This is a genomic window from Bradyrhizobium sp. WSM1253 (assembly GCF_000244935.1).
GTDB classification, from domain to species: Bacteria; Pseudomonadota; Alphaproteobacteria; order Rhizobiales; family Xanthobacteraceae; genus Bradyrhizobium; species Bradyrhizobium canariense.
The window spans coordinates 2,288,915-2,310,823 of record NZ_JH600073.1 but is presented as its reverse complement, the minus strand read 5'-3'; the positions used below and the strand labels follow the sequence as shown (position 1 = coordinate 2,310,823).

Here is a 21,909-nt window from a genome sequence, read left to right as displayed (position 1 = left end):
CGGATGAGGACTGGTGCAGCACAACGACGACGGAACGCACGTTATCTTGCCTGCGACGATGCATCTTCGGATGCCGACCGATCGCGCCGGATTGCCTGTGATGTGGCTCCGTCATGCCGATGGAAAGATGCGCCGCGACGGCGTCCGCGCTGCCTTGCTGCAGCGAGTTTGTGTCGTCGATGAGCGCGGAAGACTGCACGGCGCATCAGGACTCGTGCGCATCGCGGCGCATCGTGTCATGGCGTGGATCAGAGAGGCTTGTCGCAAGCGAGAAAGGAAGCGAGAATGGCTGAGAAGAGAGAGACGACACGACCGATTAAGACGGCGAGATAAAAGAGGCTCGCTGGTCGAACCGCAAGCCATTGGCATGGCTTGGGTTCTCCCGTGCCGGTCGGTCGGAGCGCGTGCCGCGCCCTGCATTTCAACGAACGCAATCAAGGGCGTTTACGGCACCCTGCGCGCTATTAATTGTTCGGAGGCCCTGCCGTGAGCGTGCGCGACAGCGACCTACGCATTCGGCCTGGGCGCATCCGCAGCACTCGCGCGCCGAAGCAGAGGAGCTTCATCAACCAGGTGCTGCGCGCAGCGAAGAAGGCCGGACACACCTCGGGCCAGGCGACGGCTGGCAGGCGTTCTGCTGCGCACGGGCGCTCAACATTTGGCCGGGGCCGGCTCGCTTTTAGTCGCAGCCGGTTGTTCAGCCCAGCGCGGCGCGTTGTGGTGAAGGCCCGGGTTGTCCGGCACCAGGGACGGGCCTTCCGCTCAGCACCATTGACAGCGCATCTCTCGTATCTGAAGCGCGACGGCGTGACCCGGAGTGGTGAGCGAGCCGAGATGTTCGATGCCGGCAGCGACCGCGCTGACAGCGCGGCTTTTGCAGGGCGGTGCAAGGAGGACCGGCATCATTTTAGGTTCATCGTCTCTCCAGAGGACGCCGGCGACATGACGGATCTCAAGGCCTTCACCCGCGATCTGGCCAGGCAGATGGAGACCGATCTCGGCACGCGGCTCGACTGGGTGGCCGTCGATCACTGGAACACCGACAACCCTCACGTCCATCTTCTCGTTCGCGGAGTCGATGCGGAGGGAGCGGATCTCGTGATCTCACGCGACTACATCAGCCAGGGCCTGCGCTCCCGCGCCGAGGAACTGGTCGCCATCGAATTGGGGCCAAGGCCGGAGCACGAGGTCCGCAATTCGCTGGAGAGGGAAGTCACGGCAGAGCGATGGACGCGGCTCGATCAGGAGATTCGGCTTGCAGCGGATGAAACCGGCTATATCGATCTTCGCCCCGAGAATCTCGGCAAGTCCGATCCCGAGATCCGGCGCCTGATGGTCGGACGCCTACAGCACCTGGGGAAGATGGACCTTGCCGTATCCGCCGCACCAGGGGAATGGATGGTCGGGCTCGAAGCCGAGCGCAGCTTGCGCGACCTCGGCATGCGCGGCGATATCATCAAGACCATGCACCACGCCTTCACCGAGCGGGGGGAAGCGCGCGGCATGGCCGACTTCGTCATCGAAGGTGGACAGCCGACGTCTCAGATCATCGGACGTCTGGTCGACCGTGGATTGCATGACGAATTGACGGGCGAGGCCTACGCCCTGATCGATGGAACAGACGGACGCGCGCACCACGTCCGCTTCCGAGGAATCGAGGCCTTCGACCACGCACCGCCGATCGGCGGTATCGTTGAAGTCCGGCGCTTCGGTCAAGCCGGCGACCCGCGTCCCACCTTTGTGCTCGCGACCCGCTCCGATCTCGATCTCAGTGGGCAGATCACCGCAAGAGGAGCGACCTGGCTCGACCATCGGCTGGTGGAACGCGATCCCTTGCCGCTTGCGATGGGCGGGTTCGGCCGGGAGACCCGCGACGGCATCGAAGCCCGTGCCGAGCATCTGGTTCAGCAGGGTCTGGCACGGCGGCAGGGCCAACGCATCATCCTGCCGCGCGACCTCCTGAACACGTTGCGCCGGCGCGAGCTAGACGAGGTGGCCGCAAAGGTCTCGTCCGGCACAGGCCTGCCTCACGTGAACGCCGCCGCTGGGGAGCATGTGGCCGGCACGTATCGCCAGCGGCTAACGCTCACCTCCGGGCGCTTCGCCATGATCGATAATGGGCTCGGCTTCCAGCTCGTGCCCTGGTCGCGCGAACTCGAAAAGAAACTCGGCCAACACGTCACCGGCGTCGTCAAGGACGGCGGTGGCATCGAATGGGGCTTTGGTCGCAAGCGCGACCTCGGCCTCTAGCTATCCCCCAATCAGTTGCGGAAAGGGCGTTCGGGATGTCCGGAACCAAAATCCTCTGGGGACAGGTGATCGTTGTCGGCCTGATCGTCATGCTCGCCATCTGGGGAGCGACCGAGTGGACGGCCTGGCGGCTCGCCTGGCAACCAGAACTCGGGAAGCCCTGGTTCGAGCTGTTGGGCTTCAAAATCTATTACCCGCCGGTCTTCTTCTGGTGGTGGTTCGTCTACGATGCCTATGCGCCTCAGGTCTTTGTCGAGGGAGCCTTCATCGCGGCATCAGGCACGTTCGTTTCGATCGCTGCGGCGATCGGCATGTCGGTGTGGCGGGCGCGCGAGGCTAAGAATGTCGAGACCTATGGCTCGGCGCGTTGGGCTGGCCTGGAGGAGGTGAGTGCGGCTGGACTTCTCGGTCTAGATGGCGTCGTGCTCGGCAAACTCGACGATGACTACCTACGCCATGACGGACCGGAGCACGTGCTGTGTTTTGCACCCACCCGCTCGGGCAAAGGTGTTGGCCTCGTCGTTCCCTCATTGTTGGCCTGGCACGGCTCAGCCATCGTTCACGACATCAAGGGTGAGAACTGGCAACTGACCGCTGGCTTCCGCTCGCTGCACGGCCGCGTCCTGTTGTTCGACCCGACCAATCCGAAATCATCCGCCTACAATCCATTGCTTGAGGTCCGGCGCGGGGAATGGGAGGTTCGCGACGTCCAGAACGTCGCTGATGTCCTGGTCGATCCCGAAGGCTCCCTCGACAAGCGGAACCATTGGGAGAAGACCAGCCATTCCCTCCTGGTCGGTGCCATACTCCACGTCCTCTATGCCGAGGCGGACAAGACCCTGGCCGGAGTCGCTGCTTTCCTCTCCGACCCGAAGCGGCCGATCGAGGCGACGTTGAAGGCGATGATGACCACGCCGCACCTTGGCGAGCCGGGCGCTCATCCGGTAGTCGCGTCGACCGCGCGCGAACTCCTCAACAAGTCCGAGAATGAGCGTTCGGGCGTGCTGTCCACGGCGATGTCGTTCCTCGGTCTTTACCGCGATCCTGTGGTGGCCAGGGTAACTTGCCGCTGCGACTGGCGCATCGCGGATCTGATCGCAGATAGCCGCCCGACGACGCTTTACCTGGTAGTGCCGCCTTCCGATATCTCGCGAACCAAGCCCCTGATCCGCTTGGTGCTGAACCAGATCGGCCGCCGTCTGACCGAGGATCTGCACGCCCGCGATCGCCGGCATCGAGTGCTGATGATGCTCGATGAGTTCCCGGCGCTGGGCCGGCTTGATTTCTTCGAGTCCGCGCTCGCCTTCATGGCGGGCTACGGCATCAAGAGTTTCCTGATCGCGCAGTCGCTCAATCAGATCGAGAAGGCTTATGGGCCCAACAACGCCATCCTCGACAACTGCCACGTCCGGGTCAGCTTTGCGACCAATGACGAGCGGACCGCCAGGAGGGTCTCCGATGCGCTTGGTACGGCGACCGAGATGAGGGCAATGAAAAACTATGCCGGACACAGGCTAAACCCGTGGCTCGGACATCTGATGGTCTCGCGGCAGGAGACGGCGCGTGCGCTCTTGACTCCAGGTGAAGTCATGCAACTTCCGCCGGCGGACGAGATCGTCATGGTGGCGGGTACGCCACCGATTCGAGCTCGGAAGGCTCGCTATTATGAAGATCGACGGTTTACGGAGCGGGTTTTGCCGCCGCCAGATCCAGCGGCATCCGGCCGGTCATCGCGAACGGACGGATGGTCTACATTGGGCACGCCCAAGCCGGCGTCGCTTCCAACCGTCGAGGGGCAAGGAGAAGAAGACACGGCGAACAGCGGTCTACGTCGCGAACCCGAACTCCCCGATCACGTCGCGATCGTCAAGGAGACGACCGAGCCGTCGCCAGCCGAGGAATTTGCCGTCGTTCTTGATGATGACGAGGGTGCCGTCCGTCAATCCCGGCTTCTCCGTCGGCAAATGCGCGGCGTCGCCCGTCAAGCCGCTATGGACCCGAATGACGGCATGGAACTCTGAGGCAATATGCGCGACCGCATGAATGTGTATTTCTCGCCTGAGCTTCTGAAGCAGATCTCGGATCTGGCCGATCGTCAGAAGCTCTCCCGGTCTGCGATCGTGGAAGCTGCTGTTGCTTCGTTTCTGTCACCGGATGGAGCAGACAGGCGGGAGGCCGCGTTCACCCGTCGCCTGGATCGGCTCTCGCGTCAGATGCAGAGGCTGGAGCGCGACGTCGGTTTGACGGCCGAGACTTTGGCCCTCTTCATTCGTTTCTGGCTGACGATCACGCCACCGTTGCCCAACGATGCGCAGGCGGCGGCGCAACTCAAGGGCCGGGAGCGCTTTGAAGGATTCGTCGAAGCACTCGGTCGCCGCTTGCAGAAAGGCCAGAGCTTCCTGCGCGAGATTCCAGATGATATTCGTCATCAAAACGTACCCGAGGAAAGCTAGGGCGTGAGCTCATAACATGCGATCAGCGGCAACTGCGGAGAGCGCAGGCGCCGTCAAGGCCGAGATATCGCTCAGCCTTCACGTACCCAGCGCTCTGTCTGTCCTACAAGTGCCTGAGGGGCAACAGCTCTCTGACGCAAGCAGTTCACTGCCAAGCCGCCGCCGTTCGGGGCGCGAACCCGCTCACATGAACCGGTCCGCGCCGCCCGAAGCCTCGATCGTGTCGCCTGTCACGAAGCCGTTCCGCGCTGAACCCAAGAAGGCTGCAATGGCCGCGATTTCCTCGGGCGCGCCAGCTCTGCCGACGGGGGTGAGTTCTGCCGAGATCCGAGCGAGCACTTCGTCGTCACTGAGCGAGCTCATCTCAAGACGGTTCTTTCGAACCGCGGGGAGCATGTTGTTGGCCCAATTGTCGGTCGCGACAGCTCCTATTCCGATCGCGTTGACCAGAATTCCGTCTTTCGCCACCTCGAGCGCAAGCGATTTGGTCAGATTGTTGATGGCTGCGCTGAGGACGTGCGACACGAAGAGCTTCGGATTGGGATAGATTCCTCCGATGGAGGACATGTTCACGATGCGGCCCCATCGTTTCTGCTGCATGTGTGGGATGGCCTCCTTGCAAAGCCGTCGCATGGAGGTAAGCTTGACCGCGGTCATATCGGTCCAATCATCCTCACTTGAGTTCATCAGTCCGCCGGCATGAGCTCGGCCGGCATTGTTGATAAGGATGTCGATCGAACCGAACGTCGTGAGGGCTTTGTTGACGAGTGTCCGTGCCGCGTCCGGCGCGGCGACGTCGACCTCGACGGCCGCGACCTTGGCGCCAGGCGCGCGGAGCAGAGTTTCCTCGGCCTGCTCCAGTCGCGTCCGATCACGCGCTGCGATCACAACCGATACGCCGTCCGAAATGAGTTCCTTTGCGACAGCAAACCCTATCCCGGTGCTCGCTCCGGTGACGATGGCGGCCTTGCCGTTAATTCCGAGGTCCATTTTATTCTCCGATGAAGCATGGTGATGATAAAGTCAGATCGGCAGCAGCTTGCCCTTCGTTTCGGGAAGCAGACTCAGCATGACGATTGAAACGACGTAGAGCAGGGACAGCATGAGCACGGTGGGTTGGTAGCCGCCGAACTCGGTGAACAGAAACGCGGTCAGCCAGGGCAGCGGAAATGCGACGAGCCTTGCGAGATTGAAGATCAAGCCCGACGCAGTCGACCGCACCCGCGTGTGGAAGAGCTCAGGGAGATAGATTGGCAGCCATGAGAATACACCTAGCGTGAACGTGCCGAGGACAAACACGCAGGCAAGCGAAGCGATGAGCGTCTGCGGTACGAAGTACATCAGCAATCCCGAGAGGATCGCGCCACTGAAGGAGATGTACATGTATGGCTTTCGGCCAATCGCGTCGGCCAGAAAGCCGGCGGAGATGTAGCCGACAATGGAACCGGCATTATAGACGAGCGCGCTGACGCTTGCCATCGCGGGGGCGGAGAGGCCTTGCTTGGCGGCCAGGCTGCCGATGTAGGGGCCGGTGAGCGCCGAGATGCCGTAGAAGACGGCGACGGTGATCGAGGCCATCAACAGCACCGCAAGCGTGCGCAGGACCGACCTCGGTTCATCGAACATCTCGATCACGGTCCAGCGGCGGCTTCCTTTTGATTGGTCTGCAGTGTCGCCAACCGCCTCGAGCCATAGCTTGGATTCAGGCACGCTTCGCCTGATGTAGATCAGAAAAAGGGCGGGCAGGATGCCGATCACGAACATCCATCGCCATGCATCGGGTCCTCCGATGGGCTGCAGCACAAGCCAGAGCCCGGCGGCAAGGAAGAATCCGAATCCGTAGCCGGACTGCATGATCCCCAGAGCTTTTGCCCGGGCGGAGGCAGGCCAGGTTTCAGCGACCAGCGCCGTGCCGGTGCTCCATTCCGTGCCCAGAAACATTCCTGTCAGGAACCTGAGAACGACGAGCATCGTCACTGAACTGCTCAAGGCAGTGAACGCCGTGAAGGCGCAATAGCCGGCGATCGCGATCATCAGCATCTTCTTGCGCCCGATGTAGTCTGCCATGACGCTTCCGATCGTGCCGCCGACCGCCCAGCCCATCAGCGTGCTGCTGAGAGCGGTGCCGACCGCGACACGAACCTGGTCGGCTCCGTGTTCAGGCAACAGGGAGAGGACGGCCGCGCCGCCGACGAGGATCAGCGTACTCGTCTCGAAACCGTCGAACATCCAGCCAATGAAACTGCTGAGGAGCGCCCGCCTCTGGATAGGGCCGATCGTTCCGCTCGTGCTTGTCATTATCTTTCCTCCCGGGTTCGCCGATAGCGAACGGATGCTTCATTGCTGGCGGCGTTTGATCCGCTCTATTGTTCGTGGAACGACTTGGATTGATCCTGCGAAATCGCTCGCATGCGTCCGTTGAAGACCGGAAGCGTCAGGCCGAGGACTTCGAAGCGGCACAAGATCAGCAACAGGAATGCCGATGCCCCCTCGTGATAAAGCGCTGCGACGTCGCCGTTGAGCAGTGCGTCGCGCTCGGACCGGGTGAATGGCATTGAAGAGATCGCCGTCGATGGATATCTGAGGACAAGCTCCCGAAAGTCCTTGTCGTGGAGCACTCGTCGGCAGAACTTGTTGATCAGATACCCCTTCACGACTGTGCTCCCACCGCCCATGCCGCGAAGGCATTGCCCAATTGGGGCTGGTTGATAAGGATGTCTGGCGCCGACCTGCCTACGGCTCCCAACGCGATCATCCAATTCAGGAACTCGCCGGCAACGTTGCCGGCCTCGAGCATCCGGGCTTCCGTCGCGGCTTCGATCAAGGCCTGATGGTCCTTTGACCGGACGCAGTCCAGAATCCATGTTGCCCAGTCGGGGTCGGGGACACCGAATGTCTTGCCTTCGAACGCGCGCGGTCCGCCGATTTCGAGGCTAAGCGATCCGCTGCTCACGATCGCGACGCGCGATGCCTTGTGTCGACCGCTCAGAGCGCGAATCCCTTTTGCGAGGCCGCGACCGAGGTCGTAGCAGCGTGCCGCCGGGGGCAGGGGAGGCACGACGCAATTGATGAAGATCGGGACGATCGGGAGGTCCATCTTTGGCGTCATGAAGTGGAGCGGAACGAGCGCGCCGTGATCGACTTGAAATTCCTGGGTCGAAGAAAAATCGAACCCGTCATTGACGAAGTTGCGCTGCAAGCCCGCGGCCGCTTCCGCATCCACCTCGACCTCGTACCAGGGCATACCTGGCGTCTGGTCGTTTGGCCCCGCGGTTCGGTCGGCCAAGCCAATGGCGAACGTCGGCAGATTGTCGAGAAAGAACGTGTTGAAATGATCGTTGTTGACGGTGACGATCAGGTTTGCCCGAACACTTGCTAGGTGCTGGCGGATTTCTGCGAAGAATTGCGCCGTTTCGGACCGGTCGCCGTTCTGCAGAACCTCCGCAACAAAGCTCGGCGTATGCGGCACTGCGTAAACCGCGACTAATTCTGCCATCCAAGCACCTCCCGATGTGGTTCGGTGCAGAATGGTCGGTCAGGACGTTCAGGCGCAATGACGGTGAATTTCAGAAGTCTGAAAAGGTGCGTTGGACACGCGTGGCCTGCGAAAAGTTAATGGGGGCCGCACCCGGCCATCAGGCTCCGAGCCTCCTCGCCGAGTGCCCCAGTGGCAGCAGGCAGCGCGGACAACGCGGAACCGAGGATCTCCCGGGCCTGATCGGCGCGCGCCTCACTGATCAGCAGGCGTGCCAGGTCGATCGCAATCTTGAGTTCCCAAGCGTGGGCGCCGCTGCCCTTCGCCAACGACAGTGCGCGATTTAGCGAATGCTCCGCTGCCGATCCATCACAAGAGATCGGCAGGCGGACCCGAATCCGGGCAAATTCCGGGGTTGCCCAGTTGATTTCTCCTTCGCGACCTTGAAGAAATCCAGTGTCCATTTGCGCGAGCGACGCGGCATTGGAAGCCCGGACGAGAAGGTCCCCGACAAGGCTCGAATAGCCGGGATCGAGGTCGATATCCCTGTGAAGGGAGATCAATCGTGGCAGTGCGTCGTCAGGCTGCTCCGCGCTTATGGCTTCGGCCCAGGTCCGAAAAATCTCACCATAGGCGGTCCAGAACCCGAGCCCGTATTTTGTACCGGTCTTGATTAGCATGAGCGAGCCGCTCTCCACGGCGTCCCGATCGCTTGCAAGCGCATTCACGGTGCACCATCCCTCCGCAAGCGCGCAGCACATCGTGCATGCATGATCCAACGCGCGAGCTCCCGCAATCGATGCTGAAGCGGCTTCAAAGGCCTTGGCAAAGTCGCCCTGGACCCAAAGAACGCGAGACAAGAAGGCAAGCCCTGACACCCTTTGGTCGAGCCCGAACCGAAACGGTTGGCTACAAAGTCCCTGGTCATACCAGGCGAGCGACGTTTCGATCAGCGATCGGGCTTCGCTGTGGTCACCGAGAAAATGCCGGGATACTCCCAAGATACGTTGCGAGGCGGCTAAAGCTTCGGCGTCGCCGACCGCCTGTGCCAGCGTCATCATTTCGGCCGCGTGTGCCAAGGATTGTTTGTATTCACCGCTGCGCAAAAAGAACAGCCACAGCCCGTAACGCGATTGAAGCTGTGCTTCGACATGATTCAATCGAACGGCCAGTTCGCAGGCGGACGCCCAAACGGAGCCGGTCTGGTTGACGGGTCCTTTGGCCCAACTGAGCGAGGTGCCGAGGGCGACCCGCAATGCGAGTTCTTCTTCCGGTGGAATGCTCGACGACGTTGCCAGTGCCAGGGTCAACCAACGCTGGCATTCGTCGTGCATCGAGAGCTGAATCCAATACGGGGCGGAATTCGCGAGAATCTTGAGCCCGATCCGCTTGTCGCCTTCGGGAGAAAAGGCCCAGTCGAGCGCGGCTCGCACATCGTCGATTTCACTTTGGTGCTTCTGTCGCCAAACCTCGGTCGGTGTGGTGACCCACTCCCGAGCTCCCGTCTGAACCATCACTGCAACGAAATCAGCGTGCAGCTGAGCGACCTCGGCAACGTCGCTGCTCTCAGCGAGCTTCTCAAGTGCGTAAAATCGAATCGTCTCAAGCAATCGATATCGCGGACCAGAAGTGTCAACTTCGCAGAGCAGAAGCGATTTTGTGACCAGATCGGCGAGCAGATCGGAGATCTGCCACGGCTCCATCAAATCGGGCCCGGCGACGTGACGAGCCGCGGCGGTGTCGAAATACGATGCGAAGACGGCAAGCCGGTGAAAAAAGCCGCGTTCCTCGGCATTCAAAAGGCTGTGGCTCCAGTCGACCGTGGCCCGCAGGGTCCGATGACGCGGCAAGGCCGTTCGACGCCCGGCCGTCAGGAGCTTGAACCGGTCGTCGAGGCCTGCGATCATGCCCTGAAGGCCGAGAGCCGAGACGCGTGCCGAGGCCAGCTCGAGGCTCAGCGGCAGTCCGTCAAGGCGCCGGCAGATGGCGCAGACATCCCGAAAATTGTCTTGCGTCAGCGCAAAAGACTGCGATCCTGCCGAAGCACGGTCGACAAAGAGCTGCACAGCGGCATACGAGAGCGCCTCTTCCCTGGATTCGGTGTCCAGCGGTGGAATCGACAGCGGCAAGAGCCGGTAAACATGTTCGCCTTCGGCGCCCAGCGGCTCCTGAGCGGTGACCAAAATGTGCAGTTTCCTGACAGCCCGCAACAAGACTTCCACCGCAACGGCGATGGAGTCCGTTAGATGCTCGCAATTGTCGACGACCAAGAGAAGATGCTTGTCCTTGATCTCATTCAGGACCTGCGCTGGTTGGTCGGTGTTAGGGACTTGCAGGCATCCGGCAATCGTCGGCCAAACCAAGTTGTCCTCTGTGACGCGAGCCATCTCGACCAGGTGAACCCCGTCTGGGAACGTCTGAGCGATGGACCGGCCAACCTCCAGAGCCAAACGTGTCTTCCCGATCCCACCCGGACCCGTGAGTGTGACGCATCGATGTCGTGCGATCAGCCGCCCGATTTCAGAGCACTCTTTTTCACGTCCCAACAACTGGGTGAGCGCGAACGGAAGCCGTGTTGTGGGGAGCGTTCGGTCGGCCCCACGGTGCTGCTCAGCAGTTTGGCTCAAACCCGCTAGGCGATAACCCCGACCGAAGTCGGTAGAGAGGAGGTCGCGATCGGGGCCGAGCGCCCGCCGAATTGCGGATATCTGGGCTTGCAAGCTGTTATCTTCGATCGCAGCTCCAGCCCATACTCCTTGGATAAGGAGCTCCTTGCTGACGACATCGCCACCGGCCTCGGCCAGAACCAGCAAAACGTCGAACGCTCGCCCGCCAAGGTCGATCTTGTTTCCGTTGCGGAGCAATAGTTTGAGATCTGCAAAGAGTTCGTACCGGCCGAACTTGATCGATCTGCCTGGGGCAAATTGCGCCGCGCTTCCCCGTTCAGATGCGTTCCGGCCTGTCATCCCTGGGTCCAGCAAGTTGTGCCGCCGCCCGTAAATGAACTTAGAACATGGGCTGCAGCCACGGAACGATCTTTGACGAGCGGGGAAGGCAAAGTCAATTCATGACGAAAGTGGAAAGTGGACCCCAAGTCAAGTGTGGTTTCTCCCGTTTTGCTGCTGGATATCTCTCGTATCTGTTTCGAACGATCAACGCTTTGATAGCCAGTCATCTCAGCTAGAATATCAGTCTTGGGACCACCGACCGCGGATTGTTGACGTCAGTCTATTTCCTGGTAGTCGCGTCGGCTCTGATCCTCATTGGCTGTTGTTGGACCACTTGGCGTCGCGTCCAGAGTGTTCTCTTGCTTGCGGCGGCGGGCGCCGCACTCTTAGCGGTACGGACCGGCTCCTGTCCTCTTGATCGCGCGTGCAACGGATCGGGCTTGGCGCCGCGGCGGCGCTCACAGCAGATCTAAGTGGGAGCGAACGGTGGCAATACATCCAGGAAGCATGTTCGCGCGGTGCGAATGATGCGCAGCGCGCTTGGCTCTGCCATTGCCGTCCTCATAGTGGCGGGCACGCCGCCGATCCGGGCGGAGAAGGTCCGGTATTACGAGGATCGGCGGCTCACCGAGCGGGCCGTGGCGCTGGCCCATCATCGCGAACGGACGGATGGTCAACATTTGAAACGTTCTGGCCGGCGCCGATTCCAGACGCGATGCTGAGGCAGAGTTGATCGCGTACGAGTTGTTGACCGACGAGTGGGGCCCAGTGTTGTTGATCACTTGCCGCCAGTGACATCTAGGGATGTGCCGGTAACGAACGAGGCGTCGGCGCCAGCTAACCACAGTATTGCGCGTGCCACCTCTTCCGCGTGGCCACCCCGCCCCATCGGTATCGAGTCCTTGACACGATCTACTCGGCCCGGCTCCCCGCCGCTTGCGTGCATCTCGGTGTATATGTGCCCGGGGCGAATGCAATTGACGCGGATACCCTCCCGCGCGACCTCCTTTGCGAAACCCGTCGTGAATGTCTCAAGAGCGCCCTTTGACGCGGCGTAGTCGACATACTCGCCGGGACTACCTAGACGCGCCGACGCCGAAGAGATGTTGACCACGGATCCGCCCCGCCCGTTATGACGATAGGACATCCGCTTCACGGCCTGCTGGGCGCAGAGAATGGGCCCGATCGCGTTGACGGCGAATATCCGCTGCATACGCTCGAACGCAAGATCCTCCAGCCGGGACTGCTGCGCGAGGACCGCTGCGTTGTTTACGAGCACATCGATCCGGCCGAACTCCCGGTCGATTGCCGCAAAGAGCTGTGCCACCTGATCTGGATCCGCACTATCCGCGCGTACAGCCAACGACCGGCGTCCCGCACGTCGCACATCAGCGGCTATGGCATGAGCAGCAGCTTGATTGGAAACAAAGCTGATTGCGACATCGTAGCCTTGTGCGGCAGCAAGCCGCGCAGTCGCCGCGCCGATCCCACGGCTTCCACCGGTTATGAGAATGAGCGGCGCCTGCGAGATGATATCCATTTAGCGTACCTCTTTCAGTGACAGATGATCAAGCCTGCGACCGCAGGGTTAGGACCGTGCGGGCTTTGCGTTTCGCCGCCCATACGGCGCCGCGTTCAAACGGAAGCCTTGCGCGATCCCATGGTTGAGTTGCGCAGATGGCTCCGCAGCAGCAGCACGAGTGGGACGATCAGGGCAGCGGTCGCAGCTGAGGCCAACACGCCGATCGTCCGACTGCTGTGATCGGCAATGACGCCGTACAGGATCGGTGCGAGACCTCCAGCACCGATGACGCTGGTATAGAAAATCGCGAATGCCCGCCCAGTATCGCCATCGGAAAGCTCCGGCACGGAGCCATAGAGCACTGAAGAGGTGCCGTTCAGCACGATGCCGAGCAGTGGCAGCAGGATGAGCGTTGACGTCAGTGACGTGAACAGCGTCGCCAAGATCAGCAAGGCTGTTGCGGCTTCGGTCACAATCACGGTCGCGACAACACCCAGTCGCTCGCCCAGCCAGCCACAGGTCACCTTACCGAATGCACCGCCGATGAACAGCAGGGCGAGCGCGATTCCAACGGTGGGCAGGCCCCCGACCTGCCCATGGATGAGGAAGGGCAGAAAGAGCAAATATCCCATGCGGGTCGACGTATCGAGCGCGCCGATCGTCGTGAGGATGCCGAAACCGTGGCGGCCACCGCTGGGTGTCACTTCTTCTGCGGCGCTTCTAGTGCTGGAGGCGGTCGGCGCCAGTGACGCCAGCGCGATCACCAGCACAATTCCCAGTGCGGCCATTAGGCCCAGCACCCATTGCCAGGCGACGACCGGCAGCAGCACTGCGATCAGGGCCGGCAAAACGGCTTTTCCGAGATCGCCGGAAAAGTTGTAGATGCCAAGCGGGCCTCGCGACTCCGACTCATAGCTGTCGATGACAAGCATGGAGCCGCGGGGGTGCTGGATGCTCGATCCGATTCCAGCGACGACGAGCCCGACGCATAGGCCGGTAAAACCGAACGGCAGTGCCATGATCAGCAAGCCCGCTGCCGCAGCGACAGTGGATAGGATCAGCGCTTCGCGCGCCGAAAGGCCGCAAAGAACCCGATTGGCTGGAATCTGCATACCCCCCATCGTCCCGAAATACAGCGCGCGCACGACAGCAAGTGCCGCATAGGACAGGCCGAACTGCGCCTGCCAGACCGGCAGGAAGGCATAGAGACCGTCGGTGTAGCCGTCATGAACCGCGTGGGTGAGGCAGGCGGCTAGCAGGCCGCGGGATTTTTCTGGCGCCGACGAGCATGATGCAGGTTCGCCCGGACGGCTCGCCGCTGGAACGGCTGCGTCATTCATGTCGATTCCTCCGGGGCGATGAGAGTTCCTCAAGTGATAGAAATTCTATGTACTGGTGTCCTGCACCGCATGACTGATGCGCTGATACCGCAACAAATACATCATGGGCGATTGAAGTAGCCTGCACAAATCAGTAATGATCGACCAACGAGTTAGGATTTCTATCAAATGGGCAATTCCGCACAGCGCAGGACCTTGCCACCTCTCAACGCGGTCCGCGCTTTCGAAGCGGCAGCCCGCCTCGGCAGTTTCAAGGAGGCGGCCAGCGAATTGGGCGTGACGCATGGCGCGATCAGTCAGCAAGTGCGCCTGCTTGAGGACCGGTTGGGGGCGCCGGCGCTGTTCTGGCGATCAACGCGGCGGATCACCCTCACGCCGGCAGGCACGGCGCTATTCGAAGAGATCAGCCCGGCGCTCGACCGCATTTCGTTCGCCGTCAAGAAGCATCGCGCGACCCACGGCGCAGTGCCGGCGGCCGTGCTTCGAGTCAATGCGCTGGCGACGTTCAGCATGCGCTGGCTGCTGCCACGCCTGAGCCGTTTCCGTAACGAGCGACCGGATATCGAAGTCCGCCTCACCACGTCGAACGACCCGATCGACGCGCTTGCCGACACCTTCGACGTGGTCATCCGCGGCGGTCCAGATTCTTTTCATGGCTTCAGGTCGCGGCTGTTTCTTTCGGAGCGCCGGGTCCCGGTCTGCAGCCCGGCAGTGGTCGCGAGGCTTCCTCTGGGGGACATTTCCGACCTCGCGCAGCACACATTGCTGAACGTCACGTCGATGCCGCGGCTTTGGCAAGATTGGTTGGTGAAAGCCGGACATCCCCGCCTTATCCCGACGGCGACGCTAACATTCGATCACTTCTTTCTGACCATTCAGGCGGCGATCGATGGCTTGGGCGTAGCAATGGGACCGACCGCTCTGATCGGCGATGATGTCGCGGCGGGCCGCTTAATCATTCCGTTTCCAGACGTCAGCCTTCCAGCGAGGAGCTACTTCGCGTACCTGCCCGCAGAGAGCGAAAGCGGTTCACAAACAGCGGTGTTTTGCGATTGGCTGGAAGAAGAGGGTCGGCAATCCGCTGGCGAACCAACGGCCACATGACACGGGCGAACAGGGTGGCGAGGCGGCTGGCACCTCTGCCTATTTCATAGACAACCGATCCGTGGTGTCTTCTCGTTCACGAAGTTATCGCGTCGAGTTCCTGCGGTTTGCGCGCAACGTTCTGATCCTGCCGGGACCATACATCGAGCCGGCCCATTCAAGAGCTGGATGACATCGCGTTCGCCCGGAAACGGTAATGCGTCCGTTTCGATTCTCCGGGATCTTGAACGTGCGGTCTTGCCTGCCGCTCTCAATGGAGTTGGTCCGAGTGGGCTTCGGATCAACCTGGGGGCTTTGCGCGTAGTGCTCAGACTTTCTTTTCCTACGCCAGCCTACGATCACGGAAAGCGCTTGTTGCGCTAAGTCCATTGGCACCTTTTCTAATCACACCATCTGAGGACGCTCTTTCGTCCTCATTCGGTGGGGGCGAACGGTGGCAATCCATTCCATTCAATCGGAGGCGAGTTCGCGCGGTGCGCGAATGCTGCGCAGCGCGCTTGGCTCTGCGATTGCCGGCTACCTCGACGACGAAGCGATCATCGAGGTGATGCTCAACCCGGATGGGCGGCTGTGGATCGACCGGTTGTCGAATGGCCTGATCGATACAGGCGAAACTCTGTCGGCCGCGGATGGCGAGCGCATTGTTCGCCTGGTAGCGCATCACGTAGGCGCCGAAGTGCACGCCGGTGCGCCACGTGTCTCAGCCGAACTGCCTGGAACCGGCGAGCGCTTCGAAGGTCTCTTGCCTCCGGTCGTTGCAGCACCGGCCTTTGCTATCCGCAAGCCCGCCGTCGCCGTGTTTACGCTCGACGACTACGTCGCGCAGGAAGTCATGACGTCGGAGCAGGCCAGGACCCTGAGGGACGCGGTCGCTGCTCACAAGAATATTCTCGTCGCGGGTGGGACATCGACCGGCAAGACAACATTGACCAATGCGCTCCTGGCCGAAGTGGCTAAGACCTCTGATCGGGTCGTGCTGATCGAAGATACGCGCGAACTTCAGTGCAAAGCGCCCAATCTTGTAGCGCTCCGGACCAAAGACGGCGTTGCCACGCTATCGGACCTCGTTCGGTCCTCGCTGCGCCTACGACCTGATCGCATCCCGATTGGCGAAGTCCGAGGAGCCGAGGCGCTCGATCTACTCAAGGCTTGGGGCACAGGCCATCCCGGCGGTATCGGCACCATTCATGCGGGTACCGCGCTCGGTGCGCTGCGGCGGCTCGAGCAGCTCATCCAGGAAGCCGTCATCACAGTGCCGCGCGCCCTGATCGCCGAGACCATCAACCTCGTTGCTGTGCTTGCGGGGCGCGGCGCTGACCGTCGTCTCGCCGAACTCGCCCTCGTCACAGGGCTTGGTGCCGCCGGCGACTACAGCCTTTCACCAGCAGGAGACTGACATGCGTTCGAACTCTCATTTTCTTCAAGTCGCATCACTCATTGCTTCCGGTGCGGTTCTTCTGACGATGGCGCCGGCATGGGCGGCGGGCTCGAACATGCCGTGGGAGCAGCCACTCAATCAGATTCTGCAGTCGGTGGAGGGGCCGGTCGCCAAGATCATCGCCGTCATCATCATCGTCGTGACCGGGCTCACGCTAGCCTTCGGGGACTCGTCAGGTGGTTTCCGCAGGCTGATCCAGATCGTGTTCGGTCTGTCGATCGCGTTCGCGGCCTCGAGCTTTTTTCTGTCGTTCTTCTCGTTTGGCGGCGGCATGGTGATCTGATGGATGAACCGGTAGCAGGCTTTGTCGTGCCCGTTCACCGCGCGCTCACTGAGCCGATCCTAATGGGCGGCGCGCCGCGATCGGTCGCGATTATTAACGGCACGCTTGCGGCAGCCCTTGGACTTGGACTGCGGCTCTGGATCGCCGGTCTCGTCCTCTGGTTCATCGGCCACATGGCCGCCGTCTGGGCCGCCAAGCGCGATCCCGCTTTCGTCGATGTCGTGCGCCGACACCTGCGCATTCCCGGCCATCTCAACGCCTGAGCTCTCGATCATGATGAACCTCGCCGAATACCGCCATTCCAACGCCCGTCTCGCCGATTTCCTGCCTTGGACAGCTCTCGTCGACGAGGGCATCATCCTGAACAAGGACGGTTCGTTCCAGCGGACAGCCAAGTTCCGGGGACCTGACCTCGACAGCGCAGTGCCGGCTGAGCTTGTCGCCGTCGCCGGTCGTCTGAACAACGCCTTGCGCCGTCTCGGGTCCGGCTGGGCCTTATTCGTTGAGGCGCAGCGCCATTTTGCGGGTGCTTACCCGCCGAACACCTTTCCTGATGTCGCATCCGCACTGGTCGACGCCGAGCGCAGGGCTCAGTTCGAAGAGGCCGGTGCCCATTATGAGTCCAGCTATTTTCTGACTTTCCTCTATCTGCCGCCGGAGGAGGGGGCCGCCAGGGCAGAGCGACTGCTCTATGAGGGCCGCGATCGCACCGTCGGAGCCGACGCGCGCGAGGTTCTCCGCGGGTTTGTCGACCAAACCAACCGCGTGCTTCAACTCGTTGAAGGGTTTATGCCCGAGTGTGCCTGGCTCGATGATCAGGACACGCTGACCTACCTGCACTCGACGATCTCGACCAAACGGCACCGCGTTCGAGTGCCCGAAATTCCGATGTACGTCGATGCGCTGTTGGCCGACCAGCCGCTGACCGGCGGGCTTGAGCCGATGCTGGGGTCAGCCAATGTACGAGTTCTTACGATTGTCGGCTTTCCCGGCGCGACGACGCCGGGAATTCTGGACGAACTTAATCGCCTCCCATTCTCGTATCGCTGGTCGACCCGGGCGATCATGCTCGACAAGACCGATGCCACCAAGCTGCTGACCAAAATTCGCCGGCAGTGGTTCGCCAAGCGAAAGTCCATCGGCGCCATTCTCAAGGAGGTCATGACCAACGAGGCGTCGACGCTGCTCGATACTGACGCCCACAACAAGGCAATAGACGCCGACGCGGCGCTGCAGGAATTGGGTTCTGATCAGATCGGACAGGCCTTTGTCACGGCGACCATCACCGTATGGGACGGCGATCCCAATGCTGCCGATCAAAAGCTCCGGCTGGTCGAGAAGGTCATTCAGGGCCGCGATTTCACCTGCATGATCGAGACGGTAAACGCCGTAGAAGCCTGGCTCGGCAGTCTGCCCGGGCACGTCTACGCCAATGTGCGGCAGCCTCCGGTTTCGACCCTCAACCTCGCCCATATGATCCCGATGTCGGCCGTATGGGCCGGCGAGGCGAGCGACCTGCACTTCAAGGGTCCACCCCTCCTGTTCGGCAAGACCGAGGGCTCGACACCGTTCCGATTCTCGCTCCACGTTGGCGATGTCGGCCATACTCTGGTGGTGGGACCGACGGGAGCTGGCAAATCTGTACTGCTGGCGCTGATGGCGCTGCAGTTCCGCCGTTACCCGAGCTCTCAGGTCTTTGCGTTCGATTTTGGCGGGTCGATCCGGGCAACCGCGCTTGCCATGGGCGGCGATTGGCATGACCTCGGCGGCGCATTGTCCGACGGAGGTGATGAACTCGTTGCGTTGCAACCGCTGGCCTGGATCGACGATCCTTCCGAGCGCGGATGGGCCACGGAGTGGATCGGCGCGATCCTGGCACGGGAAAAGATCGAGATCACGCCGGACGTCAAGGATCATCTGTGGTCGGCGCTGACGTCTCTCGCTTCCGCGCCGATCCAGGAACGCACCCTGACGGGACTGTCAGTCCTTCTGCAATCGAACTCCCTGAAACGCGCCCTGCAACCTTATTGCCTCGGTGGCTCGTCCGGACGCCTGCTTGATGCCGAATTCGAGCGCCTGGGCGAGTCCTCCGTTCAGGCGTTCGAGACCGAAGGCTTGATCGGAACGACCGCGGCCCCCGCCGTGCTGGCCTACCTCTTTCATCGCATCGGCGATCGTCTCGACGGCCGTCCGACGCTTCTCATTGTCGATGAGGGTTGGCTCGCCCTCGACGACGACGATTTTGCCGGCCAGCTCCGGGAATGGCTGAAGACGCTTCGCAAGAAGAATGCGTCCGTCATCTTCGCCACCCAATCGCTTTCGGACATCGACGGCTCGGCAATCGCGCCGGCGATCATCGAAAGCTGCCCAACACGCCTGTTGCTGCCGAACGAGCGGGCGATCGAACCGCAGATCACGGCCATCTACCGCCGCTTTGGCCTCAACGACCGCCAGATCGAGCTACTGAGCCGGGCTACACCGAAGCGGGACTACTATTGCCAGTCCCGCCGCGGCAACCGGATGTTCGAGCTCGGCCTCGGCGAAGTTGCGCTCACCTTTACTGCGGCGTCCTCCAAAACCGACCAAGCAGCAATCGAGCGGCTTCTCGCGGAGCACGGGCATGACGGCTTCGTGCCGGCCTGGCTTCAGCACCGCGGGGTCGCCTGGGCCATGGACCTGATCCCCAGTCTCTCCAATCTGGAGAAATCACAATGAGGCGCCTTGGTCTATTCGCCGCCGCGGGCACGATCGCCCTGACGCTTTGCGTCACGGGGCCGGCCCGAGCGCAGTGGATCGTTTTCGATCCCAACAATTACGTCCAGAACGTGCTGACCGCCGCGCGCGAACTGCAGCAGATCAGCAATCAGATCACTTCGTTGCAGAACGAAGCGCAGATGCTGATCAATCAAGCCAGGAATCTGGCAAGCCTGCCGTACTCCTCGCTCCAGCAACTGCAATCTTCGATCCAGCGGACTCAGCAACTGCTGGCGCAGGCCCAGCGCATTGCCTACGACGTCCAGCAGATCGACCACGCGTTTTCGACCAGCTATGCGCCGGCGAGCGGCAGCCAGTCCAGCCAGCTGCTGATCAACAACGCTCAATCGCGCTGGCAAAACTCAGTCGCCGCGTTGCAGGACGCGCTCCGGGTCCAGGCCGGCGTTGTTGGCAACCTCGACACCAATCGCATTCAGACATTGGCGCTCGTAACGTCGAGCCAGGGTGCCAGTGGTGCCCTGCAGGCAACACAGGCCGGCAATCAGATCCTGGCCCTCCAGGCGCAACAACTCGCCGATCTTACGGCTGCGGTGGCGGCGCAGGGCAGGGCGCAGAGCCTTGAAGCAGCTCAGCGCGCCTCGGCCCAGGATCAGGGGCGAGAACAGCTCAGGCGGTTCCTGACCCCCGGACAGGGCTATCAGTCCCAAGACGTGCGGATGTTCCACTGATGACCGATGTAAGAGCGTTCAAGGCGTTGTCGCTGCTTACGACAATCGGCGTATTCGCGGTCGCTGCATGCACGATACAGCTCCGTGGTGCAGAGGAGTCTCCTGCGCCCAAGGCAGAGCAGACGACGAGTGCAACGAGCTCAGACCTCGCACGCTGCCGCAGCGTCACTTCGGAGGACACGGCAGGGTATCAACGTTGCAAGCGGGTTTGGGACGAAAACCGGCGTCGCTTCTTTGGCAGGAAAGACAGTCCAGCGGTTCCTGGCCACGATGATTCCGTCGCAGGCTTGGCGCCCGCCCCAAAGGATCAGAGTCGGATGCCGCAAGGATATCCGCCCCTGGCGACACCTGACGCGAGCAAGCCATGACCGGCGCCGGAATCATCGACCAGTTCCTGGAAACGTTCACGCGCCATATCGACAACGGCTTCGGGCTGCTGGGTAGCGATGTCGGATATCTCGCAACGACCCTTGCGACGATCGACATCACTCTCGCCGCGTTATTCTGGAGTTGGGGGCCCGACGAGGACATCATCGCGCGCCTCGTCAAGAAGACGCTCTTTGTCGGAGTCTTTGCTTACCTCATCGGCAACTGGAATAGCCTGGCGCGCGTCGTCTTCGAGAGCTTTGCCGGTCTTGGGCTGAAAGCGTCCGGCGCAAGCCTCTCCGTGGCAGATTTCTTACGACCGGGAAAGATCGCTCAAGTCGGCCTGGATGCCGGCCGGCCGCTTCTCGACTCAATCTCGAGCCTGATGGGCTACATCAGTTTCTTCGAGAATTTCGTTCAGATCGTCGTTCTCCTGTTCGCCTGGGTCGTGGTGCTGCTCGCCTTCTTCATTCTGGCGATCCAGCTTTTCGTCACCCTGATCGAGTTCAAGCTCACGACGCTGGCCGGCTTCGTCCTCATTCCCTTTGGCTTGTTTGGCAAGACCGCCTTCGCGGCAGAGCGGGTCCTGGGCAACGTCATATCGTCCGGGATCAAGGTCTTGGTCCTGGCCGTCATCGTCGGCATTGGCTCAACCCTGTTCTCACAGTTCACGGCCGGTTTTGGCGGCGCGCAGCCAACGATTGAAGATGCGATGACCCTGGTGCTCGCGGCGCTCTCCTTGCTCGGGCTGGGTATCTTCGGTCCGGGAATCGCAAACGGCCTCGTATCAGGCGGACCGCAGCTCGGCGCCGGCGCCGCGATCGGGACCGGCCTTGCTGCCGGCGGCGTCGTTGCGGCAGGTGCCGGCCTTGCCGCCGGCGGCGCTGGTCTCGCTGGTGGTGCGATGGCAGGCGCCGCGCGTGGTGGCGGTGCCGTCTTGAGCGGCGCATCCGCCGCCTATCGAAGTGGCGGCCTTGCTGGCGTCGCGGAGGCTGGCACTTCAGCTGCCATAAGTCCCCTGCGTCGTGCGGCGGCCGCCTTCGGGGGTAGGCAAGCGGGCGAGCAGGCCGCGAGCACCTCGGCTGAAGGGCAGCCTGATTGGGCGCGCCGCATGAAGCGTGCCGAGACTATTCGGCACGGTGCGTCGGCAGTGGGCCACGCGGTCCGCTCGGGCGATCACGGTGGCGGCGGCTCTTCCGTCGATTTGTCTGAGGGAGAGCGCTGACACTTAGCCACTGCGCCTTCGCCAGCCGCTGCGCGACAGACTGAAACGCAGACACCGAACAA

General features: G+C 61.8%; 18 protein-coding genes. 11 read left to right on the top strand and 7 right to left on the bottom strand.

Annotated features, from left to right (window positions below; genetic code table 11):
- The first annotated feature begins 486 nt into the window (after positions 1–486).
- From BRA1253DRAFT_RS12515 to BRA1253DRAFT_RS12505, 3 genes are read left to right on the top strand one after another with little or no spacing between them, the layout of a single operon-like run.
- The gene (locus BRA1253DRAFT_RS12515; RefSeq protein ID WP_007594524.1) at positions 487–2,250 is read left to right on the top strand and encodes a DUF3363 domain-containing protein; all 1,764 of its coding nucleotides are present in this window, start codon (positions 487–489) and stop codon (positions 2,248–2,250) included.
- Positions 2,251–2,285: 35 nt separating this feature from the next.
- Positions 2,286–4,271 (top strand): conjugal transfer protein TraG, encoded by a 1,986-nt coding sequence (locus BRA1253DRAFT_RS12510; RefSeq protein ID WP_007594521.1) that lies wholly within the window; start codon positions 2,286–2,288, stop codon positions 4,269–4,271.
- Between the two features lie 6 nt (positions 4,272–4,277).
- Positions 4,278–4,703 carry a CopG family transcriptional regulator gene (locus BRA1253DRAFT_RS12505; protein WP_007594519.1) on the top strand — a complete coding sequence of 142 codons (426 nt, stop codon included), beginning with the start codon at positions 4,278–4,280 and terminating at the stop codon, positions 4,701–4,703.
- Positions 4,704–4,886: 183 nt separating this feature from the next.
- On the opposite strand, the gene BRA1253DRAFT_RS12500 is transcribed toward BRA1253DRAFT_RS12505, so the two are convergent.
- The 7 genes from BRA1253DRAFT_RS12500 to BRA1253DRAFT_RS12470 form a co-directional block, all read right to left on the bottom strand.
- Entirely contained in the window at positions 4,887–5,693 is an 807-nt protein-coding gene (locus tag BRA1253DRAFT_RS12500) for an SDR family oxidoreductase (RefSeq protein WP_007594517.1), read from the bottom strand.
- A gap of 33 nt (positions 5,694–5,726) precedes the next feature.
- Entirely contained in the window at positions 5,727–7,001 is a 1,275-nt protein-coding gene (locus tag BRA1253DRAFT_RS12495) for an MFS transporter (RefSeq protein WP_007594515.1), read from the bottom strand.
- Positions 7,002–7,066: 65 nt separating this feature from the next.
- Positions 7,067–7,258, bottom strand: coding sequence for a hypothetical protein (locus tag BRA1253DRAFT_RS46185; protein ID WP_371261315.1), 192 nt, complete (start codon positions 7,256–7,258; stop codon positions 7,067–7,069).
- 95 nt (positions 7,259–7,353) lie between these two features.
- On the bottom strand, positions 7,354–8,172 hold the full coding sequence (locus BRA1253DRAFT_RS12485) for a hypothetical protein (protein ID WP_051058418.1): 819 nt from the start codon (positions 8,170–8,172) through the stop codon (positions 7,354–7,356).
- A 143-nt stretch (positions 8,173–8,315) separates the two neighbouring features.
- Complete coding sequence (locus tag BRA1253DRAFT_RS12480; RefSeq protein WP_007594509.1) at positions 8,316–11,144, bottom strand: winged helix-turn-helix domain-containing protein; 2,829 nt, start codon at positions 11,142–11,144, stop codon at positions 8,316–8,318.
- A 760-nt stretch (positions 11,145–11,904) separates the two neighbouring features.
- Positions 11,905–12,666: an SDR family oxidoreductase gene (locus tag BRA1253DRAFT_RS12475; protein ID WP_007594507.1), complete on the bottom strand. Its 762-nt coding sequence runs from the start codon at positions 12,664–12,666 to the stop codon at positions 11,905–11,907.
- A gap of 95 nt (positions 12,667–12,761) precedes the next feature.
- Entirely contained in the window at positions 12,762–13,988 is a 1,227-nt protein-coding gene (locus BRA1253DRAFT_RS12470) for an MFS transporter (RefSeq protein ID WP_007594505.1), read from the bottom strand.
- A gap of 168 nt (positions 13,989–14,156) precedes the next feature.
- Here BRA1253DRAFT_RS12470 and BRA1253DRAFT_RS12465 point away from each other — a divergent pair, with 168 nt between their 5' ends.
- From BRA1253DRAFT_RS12465 to trbL, 8 genes are all read left to right on the top strand, one after another.
- Complete coding sequence (locus tag BRA1253DRAFT_RS12465; RefSeq protein ID WP_007594503.1) at positions 14,157–15,092, top strand: LysR substrate-binding domain-containing protein; 936 nt, start codon at positions 14,157–14,159, stop codon at positions 15,090–15,092.
- A 481-nt stretch (positions 15,093–15,573) separates the two neighbouring features.
- The gene (gene trbB, locus BRA1253DRAFT_RS12460) at positions 15,574–16,488 is read left to right on the top strand and encodes a P-type conjugative transfer ATPase TrbB (protein ID WP_198288240.1); all 915 of its coding nucleotides are present in this window, start codon (positions 15,574–15,576) and stop codon (positions 16,486–16,488) included.
- A 1-nt stretch (position 16,489) separates the two neighbouring features.
- Positions 16,490–16,813 (top strand): TrbC/VirB2 family protein, encoded by a 324-nt coding sequence (locus tag BRA1253DRAFT_RS12455; RefSeq protein ID WP_007594499.1) that lies wholly within the window; start codon positions 16,490–16,492, stop codon positions 16,811–16,813.
- Positions 16,813–17,076, top strand: a complete 264-nt coding sequence (locus tag BRA1253DRAFT_RS12450) for a VirB3 family type IV secretion system protein (RefSeq protein WP_007594498.1) — start codon at positions 16,813–16,815, stop codon at positions 17,074–17,076. The genes BRA1253DRAFT_RS12455 and BRA1253DRAFT_RS12450 overlap by 1 nt, the downstream gene beginning before the upstream one ends.
- 10 nt (positions 17,077–17,086) lie before the next feature.
- The gene (gene trbE, locus BRA1253DRAFT_RS12445; protein ID WP_007594496.1) at positions 17,087–19,528 is read left to right on the top strand and encodes a conjugal transfer protein TrbE; all 2,442 of its coding nucleotides are present in this window, start codon (positions 17,087–17,089) and stop codon (positions 19,526–19,528) included.
- Positions 19,525–20,256: a P-type conjugative transfer protein TrbJ gene (gene trbJ / locus BRA1253DRAFT_RS12440; protein WP_007594494.1), complete on the top strand. Its 732-nt coding sequence runs from the start codon at positions 19,525–19,527 to the stop codon at positions 20,254–20,256. The genes trbE and trbJ overlap by 4 nt, the downstream gene beginning before the upstream one ends.
- A complete protein-coding gene (gene trbK-alt / locus BRA1253DRAFT_RS41380) occupies positions 20,256–20,624 on the top strand; it encodes a putative entry exclusion protein TrbK-alt (protein ID WP_007594492.1) in 369 nt (122 codons plus the stop codon). The genes trbJ and trbK-alt overlap by 1 nt, the downstream gene beginning before the upstream one ends.
- Complete coding sequence (gene trbL, locus BRA1253DRAFT_RS12435; RefSeq protein WP_007594490.1) at positions 20,621–21,847, top strand: P-type conjugative transfer protein TrbL; 1,227 nt, start codon at positions 20,621–20,623, stop codon at positions 21,845–21,847. The genes trbK-alt and trbL overlap by 4 nt, the downstream gene beginning before the upstream one ends.
- The last annotated feature ends 62 nt before the right edge of the window (positions 21,848–21,909 follow it).

Bases quoted from the DNA above. Each gene is read 5' to 3' on its own strand.
- BRA1253DRAFT_RS12510 (WP_007594521.1), top strand. From the start codon at position 2,286: ATGTCCGGAACCAAAATCCTCTGGGGACAGGTGATCGTTGTCGGCCTG.
- BRA1253DRAFT_RS12505 (WP_007594519.1), top strand. From the start codon at position 4,278: ATGCGCGACCGCATGAATGTGTATTTCTCGCCTGAGCTTCTGAAGCAG.
- BRA1253DRAFT_RS12500 (WP_007594517.1), bottom strand. From the start codon at position 5,693: ATGGACCTCGGAATTAACGGCAAGGCCGCCATCGTCACCGGAGCGAGC.
- BRA1253DRAFT_RS12495 (WP_007594515.1), bottom strand. From the start codon at position 7,001: ATGACAAGCACGAGCGGAACGATCGGCCCTATCCAGAGGCGGGCGCTC.
- BRA1253DRAFT_RS46185 (WP_371261315.1), bottom strand. From the start codon at position 7,258: ATGCCATTCACCCGGTCCGAGCGCGACGCACTGCTCAACGGCGACGTC.
- BRA1253DRAFT_RS12480 (WP_007594509.1), bottom strand. From the start codon at position 11,144: ATGACAGGCCGGAACGCATCTGAACGGGGAAGCGCGGCGCAATTTGCC.
- BRA1253DRAFT_RS12475 (WP_007594507.1), bottom strand. From the start codon at position 12,666: ATGGATATCATCTCGCAGGCGCCGCTCATTCTCATAACCGGTGGAAGC.
- BRA1253DRAFT_RS12470 (WP_007594505.1), bottom strand. From the start codon at position 13,988: ATGAATGACGCAGCCGTTCCAGCGGCGAGCCGTCCGGGCGAACCTGCA.
- BRA1253DRAFT_RS12465 (WP_007594503.1), top strand. From the start codon at position 14,157: ATGGGCAATTCCGCACAGCGCAGGACCTTGCCACCTCTCAACGCGGTC.
- trbB (WP_198288240.1), top strand. From the start codon at position 15,574: ATGCTGCGCAGCGCGCTTGGCTCTGCGATTGCCGGCTACCTCGACGAC.
- BRA1253DRAFT_RS12455 (WP_007594499.1), top strand. From the start codon at position 16,490: ATGCGTTCGAACTCTCATTTTCTTCAAGTCGCATCACTCATTGCTTCC.
- BRA1253DRAFT_RS12450 (WP_007594498.1), top strand. From the start codon at position 16,813: ATGGATGAACCGGTAGCAGGCTTTGTCGTGCCCGTTCACCGCGCGCTC.
- trbE (WP_007594496.1), top strand. From the start codon at position 17,087: ATGATGAACCTCGCCGAATACCGCCATTCCAACGCCCGTCTCGCCGAT.
- trbJ (WP_007594494.1), top strand. From the start codon at position 19,525: ATGAGGCGCCTTGGTCTATTCGCCGCCGCGGGCACGATCGCCCTGACG.
- trbK-alt (WP_007594492.1), top strand. From the start codon at position 20,256: ATGACCGATGTAAGAGCGTTCAAGGCGTTGTCGCTGCTTACGACAATC.
- trbL (WP_007594490.1), top strand. From the start codon at position 20,621: ATGACCGGCGCCGGAATCATCGACCAGTTCCTGGAAACGTTCACGCGC.